Source organism: Trichormus sp. NMC-1, assembly GCF_001858025.1.
Lineage (GTDB): Bacteria > Cyanobacteriota > Cyanobacteriia > Cyanobacteriales > Nostocaceae > Anabaena.
Genome location: NZ_LZQD01000006.1, coordinates 148,894 through 154,893 on the forward strand (window position 1 = coordinate 148,894; position 6,000 = coordinate 154,893).

The following is a 6,000-nucleotide window of genomic DNA, read 5'->3' on the forward strand; positions in this document are numbered from 1 at the left end:
GATTCAGGTTCAATAGTCCTTCGCTATCTTAATGTCTACGAAAAAATAGGTGTTTGAAGGCATTCAGAGACAACAAATCAAAATATAAACAACCGAAATCATCATGGCAAATAGACAACAAAATTTCTCGTATTTTAGCCTTGAAGCACAACAACAAGCCGAAAGGGAGCAGTTAATTTCCATTAACAATTTCATCGGCTCTGATGGTAACGACAGCTTAATTGGGGATAGTGGTAATAATGTATTAGATGGTGGTGCGGGCGACGATTCCCTCAATGGTGGTGCGGGCAACGATACCCTCGATGGTGGTGCTGGCGACGATTCCCTCAATGGTGGTACTGGCAACGATTCCCTCGATGGTGGTACTGGCGACGATACCCTCATTGGTGGTACTGGCAACGATACCCTCGATGGTGGTGCTGACAATGATACCCTCAATGGTGGTACTGGCAATGATCTCCTCATTGGTGGTACTGGCAATGATCTCATCATTGGTGGTACTGGCAATGATACCCTCTATGGTGGTGCTGGAAATGATACTGCCGATTATCGCTATGGAAATGCGGGGATTACAGCCAATTTGGCGACTGGGCGCGTGACTTTCACAGGCTCCACAGAAACAGACCAATTAATCTCCATTGAAAATATTATCGGCTCTGGAGGTAACGACATCTTAATTGGGGATGGTGGTAATAGTATATTACATGGTGGTACTGGCAACGATACCCTCATTGGTGGTGCTGGCAACGATAACCTCGATGGTGGTGCGGGCAACGATAACCTCGATGGTGGTACTGGCGATGATAACCTCGATGGTAATGAGGGCAATGATCTCCTCCTTGGTGGTACTGGCAATGATCTCCTCCTTGGTGGTGCTGGCAACGATCAACTCGATGGTGGTGCTGGCAACGATCAACTCGATGGTGGTGCTGGCAACGATATCCTCATTGGTGGTGCTGGCGACGATACCCTCATTGGTCGTACTGGCGACGATACCCTCAGTGGTGATGCTGGCAACGATTTCCTCATTGGTGATGCTGGCAACGATACCCTCAATGGTGGTGCTGGCAACGATATCCTCATTGGTGATGCTGGCAACGATGAACTCTATGGTGGTACTGGCAACGATATCCTCATTGGTGGTACTGGCGACAATGTCCTCAAAGGTAGTACTGGCAAAGATTTCCTCGATGGTGGTGCGGGCAACGATACCCTCGATGGTGAAGATGGTAACGATAACCTCATTGGTGGTGCTGGCAAAGATCTCCTCGATGGCGGTACTGGCGATGATAACCTCAATGGTGATGCTGGCGACGATTTCCTCTATGGTGATGCTGGCAACGATTTCCTCAATGGTGGTGCTGGCAACGATTCCCTCTTTGGTGAAGATGGCAACGATAGCCTCAATGGTGGTGCTGGCAACGATTCCCTCAATGGTGGTGCTGGCAACGATAGCCTCAATGGTGGTGCTGGCAACGATTCCCTCTATGGTGATTCCCTCAATGGTGGTGCTGGCAACGATTCCCTCTATGGTGATTCCCTCAATGGTGGTGCTGGCAACGATTCCCTCTATGGTGATTCCCTCAATGGTGGTGCTGGCAACGATAGCCTCAATGGTGGTGCTGGCAACGATAGCCTCTATGGTGAAGATGGTAACGATTTCCTCTATGGTGAAGATGGTAACGATACCCTCAATGGTGAAGATGGTAACGATATCCTCTTTGGTGATGCGGGCAACGATTCCCTCTTTGGTGGTACTGGCAACGATTTCCTCAATGGTGGTACTGGCAACGATAAGCTCTATGGTAATGAGGGTAATGATACGCTCTATGGTGATGCTGGCAACGATTCCCTCTATGGTGATGCTGGCAACGATACCCTCTTTAGTGGTGCGGGCAACGATGAACTTGAGGGTGGTGCTGGTAACGATCTGCTGGTGGGAGGAGTTGGTGCAGATAAATTCACCTTTGGTGAACCAGATCAAGGAATCGACCGTATCCAAGACTTTAATCGCCTAGAAGGGGACAAAATTAAGATTTTTGCTACGAGTTTTGGCACAGGAGTCACTTTAAAACAGTTTAACTTCAACTACAGCACTAAGACTTTGTTCTTCAACAGTCAACAAATTGCCATTTTAGATAACGTCACCAGCAGTAATGACTTTTCTGTCAACCAAGATATAAGTTTGGTATGAGGTTTTCATAGATAACGGTAGTCCGTAACACACCATAAATTCAATAGACATCTCCAGAAATTAAATATGCGTGACCTAAAACCGTTGTAGAGACGTTCCATGGAACGTCTCTACTACAATCTTTATCGGAGATGTCTAATGATCATGGTGGCGTACTTTCGGAGCTAATCCATCCTAGTTTGTGTAGTAGCGTTCGCGTTAGCGTGCCGGAGGCTCTATTATATTCGCCCAACACTTTTAAAACATCCGCTATACTCAAAACGGCTAAAACCTGGACTTTCTTATAATACAAAGAACAAGTTCAAAGCCTCTCCAGTATTAAATGTTATTCCTTTTCCCTCTCCTCTTAGGAGAGGGTTAGGGAGAGGTGCGGGGAAAGGTTTGGAGAGGGGTTCCATATTTGGTTAAACTATGAACCGTTTGCAGTATAAATATCTTTCTTTGCTCTTTTGCGCGAAACTTTCATCTTTATGTAGAGACATTACCCAGAACATCTCTACATAGGGGTTTTAAAAGTAATCACCAAACAAAAAGCTGGTGTAATTTGCTTTTTTCATTCCCCTCCTGCGGTACTAGTGTAAACAGTAGGTAAAATGGGTATGTCCGTAATCAAAACCTTATGCCTAGTACAGCTAATTTTCTGCAATACACCCAATGGTGTGGTATTGCGACGATAGTATTTGCAGTCCTGACAATCTTGGCCTTCCTGTTCAAATGGGGCTTTCGCTTTCGACTGGTGGGAACAACAGGCTTTATGCTGGTACTAACAGCGGGGTTATTTTCACTTTCCCTCGTTCCTCTGAGTCGCACAGTTATTCCGGGTGCTGTGAAATACACCCTAGTTTATGACAACGGTTCTAACCAAGCGGTAATTACAACCTCACCGGAAATTACCCCCACGCAATTAGAAGCAACTTTACGTCAAGCAGCTAGTAATCTCTATTCTCCTGGTCGCTTAGGTAGCGGCAATAACAAGCAACTGACAGTCCGCGCTCGCACCATTATCCACCCAGAAACAGGTTTGTCTATACCCGTGTACTTGGGTCAAGTAAACCGCGCTTTAACCAGCCGTGAAGACACTGAAATGGCAGTTGAAGTTTATTTAGACAAGTTGGCCTCACTACCAAAACCTCCGGCTTCATAGCGAATAGGTGACAGGTGACAGGTGACAGGTGACAGCTAAGAGGGAATAGGGAATGGGTAATTGGTAATTGGCAAATTCTTTCCCCCTGCACCCTGCACCCTGCCCCCTGCCTTCTGAATTTTGCTGTATATTTTTCCCTATTACACAATTTTTTTGTCATCTATAATACAATAAGGATTATTTTAAAATTTGATTAAGAAATATCAATAGTTTTGGCAAAATAGAAATCATGCCTAATCAACATTCTACTGAAATTTTTTCTGCCCAAACCTCTGTTAACAAAGAATGTACAGACGTTTCCTGGAACGTCTCTACTATTTCCCCTGGGAAAGTAATTCGCGGTGCGGGTGCGTTGTCAACAGCTGCGGCTGAAGTTGCTAATTTGGGAACTCGTCCGTTTATTGTGTCAGGAAACCATACTCTGAATATTAGCCAACAGAGTTTACAACCGATTTTTCAATCCCAAGAATTACATACTGTCTCAGTTTCTTATGGTGTTGATTGTTGTGAAGCTAGTCTGAAAGCTTTACGCAAAGCCGCTAAGGAACATAAGGCTGATATCATTGTCGGTGTTGGTGGTGGTAAAGCTTTAGATACGGCTAAATTAGTTGCCCACCAATTGACATTACCAGTTGTCACAATTCCCACCTCTGCGGCTACCTGTGCGGCGTGGACTGCCCTTTCTAATGTATATTCAGCTACAGGGGCGTTTTTGTATGATGTGGCTTTATCTCGCTGTCCAGATGTGCTAATTCTGGATTATGATTTGATTCAGACTGCACCCCAACGAACTTTAGTGGCAGGAATTGGGGATGCGATCGCTAAATGGTATGAAGCATCAGTTAGTAGTGGACATTTACAAGAAACTCTAATTATTGCCGCAGTCCAACAAGCAAGGGTTTTACGAGATATTTTGTTCCAAAAATCCGCCGTTGCTTTACAATCTCCTGGTAGCCAAGTTTGGCAAGAAGTTGTAGACGCAACTGTACTCCTAGCTGGTGTAATTGGTGGACTTGGTGGCGCACAATGTCGCACAGTCGCCGCCCATGCCGTCCATAATGGCTTAACCCACATTGCTGGACATGGTAGCATTCACGGGGAAAAAGTCGCCTATGGCATCTTGGTGCAACTACGGTTAGAAGAAATGATCCAGGGCAATCAACTAGCAGCATCAGCAAGACAACAATTGTTGAAGTTCTATGTAGAGATTGGACTACCCCAAAAATTAGCAGATTTGGGATTAGGTAATATCACTCTGGGCGAATTACAAACAGCAGCGGAAATTAGTCTAGAACCTAATTCTGATATCCACCGTTTACCGTTTAATGTAGCGTTGGAACAATTGATGGCCGCAATGGTTTCTACCACTGCACCAAACCAATTAAAAATTAAAAATTGAAAATTAAAAATGGGTAATTGGTAATAGGTGATTGGTAATTGGTAAAATTTTCATCTATTCCCAGTCTCCAGTCCCCTGTTTCCTATTTCGAGGTTATAGAATGAGTTTGAGTTGGATTACTCCCGCAGAACGGATACAAAAATTGCCACCTTATGTATTTGCCCGTTTGGACGAATTAAAGGCTAAGGCTAGAGAACAAGGGCTAGACTTAATTGATTTGGGTATGGGAAACCCTGATGGACCCACACCCCAACCTGTAATAGAAGCCGCAATGGCAGCTTTGCAAAATCCTGCTAATCACGGTTATCCCCCATTTGAAGGAACTGCAAGTTTCCGCAAAGCAATTACTCAATGGTATCATCGCCGCTATGGTGTGGTTCTCAATCCTGATAGTGAGGCTTTACCGCTGCTAGGTTCTAAGGAAGGGTTGGGACATTTAGCGATCGCTTACATCAATCCCGGTGATATTGTTTTAGTACCTTCACCATCCTATCCTGTTCACTTTCGTGGCCCCATCATTGCTGGGGGAGTTATCCACAATTTAATTCTCAAAGAAGAAAATAACTGGTTAATTGATTTAGCTGCTATTCCTGAGGAAGTTGCCAGAAAAGCCAAAATCCTCTATTTCAATTATCCCAGTAATCCTACTGCCGCCACCGCCCCCCGTGAATTCTTTGAAGAAATTGTTGCTTTTGCGCGGAAGTATGAAATCCTCTTAGTTCATGATTTATGTTATGCAGAATTAGCTTTTGATGGTTATCAACCCACTAGCTTGTTAGAAATTCCCGGTGCGAAAGATATCGGTGTCGAGTTTCACACCCTTTCTAAAACCTATAATATGGCAGGTTGGCGCGTTGGTTTTGTAGTTGGAAATCGTCATGTGATCCAAGGTTTACGGACTTTAAAAACCAATTTGGATTATGGCATTTTTTCCGCTTTGCAAACAGCAGCAGAAACAGCTTTGCAACTTCCTGATTCTTATTTACATGAAGTCCAACAACGTTACCGCACCCGTCGAGATTTTCTCATTGATGGTTTAGGAAAATTGGGTTGGAATATTCCCAAAACCGAAGCGACAATGTATTTGTGGGTGAAATGTCCTGTAGGCATAAATTCCACAGACTTTGCTTTGAATATTTTGCAGCAAACTGGTGTGGTTGTCACTCCTGGTAATGCTTTTGGTATTGGTGGTGAAGGCTATGTGAGAATTAGTTTAATTGCCGATTGCGATCGCTTGGGTGAAGCTTTACAAAGATTCAAAGA

4 protein-coding genes are annotated in these 6,000 nt (G+C 44.4%); all 4 read left to right on the plus strand.

The genetic code is table 11. The annotated features are described in order from the left end of the window. The first annotated feature begins 103 nt into the window (after window positions 1–103). Window positions 104–2,194, plus strand: a complete 2,091-nt coding sequence (locus tag A9Y75_RS18940) for a calcium-binding protein (protein WP_071191097.1) — start codon at window positions 104–106, stop codon at window positions 2,192–2,194. 619 nt (window positions 2,195–2,813) lie between these two features. Continuing rightward, a complete protein-coding gene (locus tag A9Y75_RS18945) occupies window positions 2,814–3,338 on the plus strand; it encodes a Ycf51 family protein (RefSeq protein ID WP_071191098.1) in 525 nt (174 codons plus the stop codon). 229 nt (window positions 3,339–3,567) lie between these two features. Continuing rightward, complete coding sequence (locus A9Y75_RS18950; RefSeq protein WP_071191099.1) at window positions 3,568–4,737, plus strand: iron-containing alcohol dehydrogenase family protein; 1,170 nt, start codon at window positions 3,568–3,570, stop codon at window positions 4,735–4,737. Between the two features lie 100 nt (window positions 4,738–4,837). Further along, on the plus strand, window positions 4,838–6,000 hold a 1,163-nt coding region (locus tag A9Y75_RS18955; RefSeq protein ID WP_071191100.1), incomplete at its 3' end, for an aspartate aminotransferase.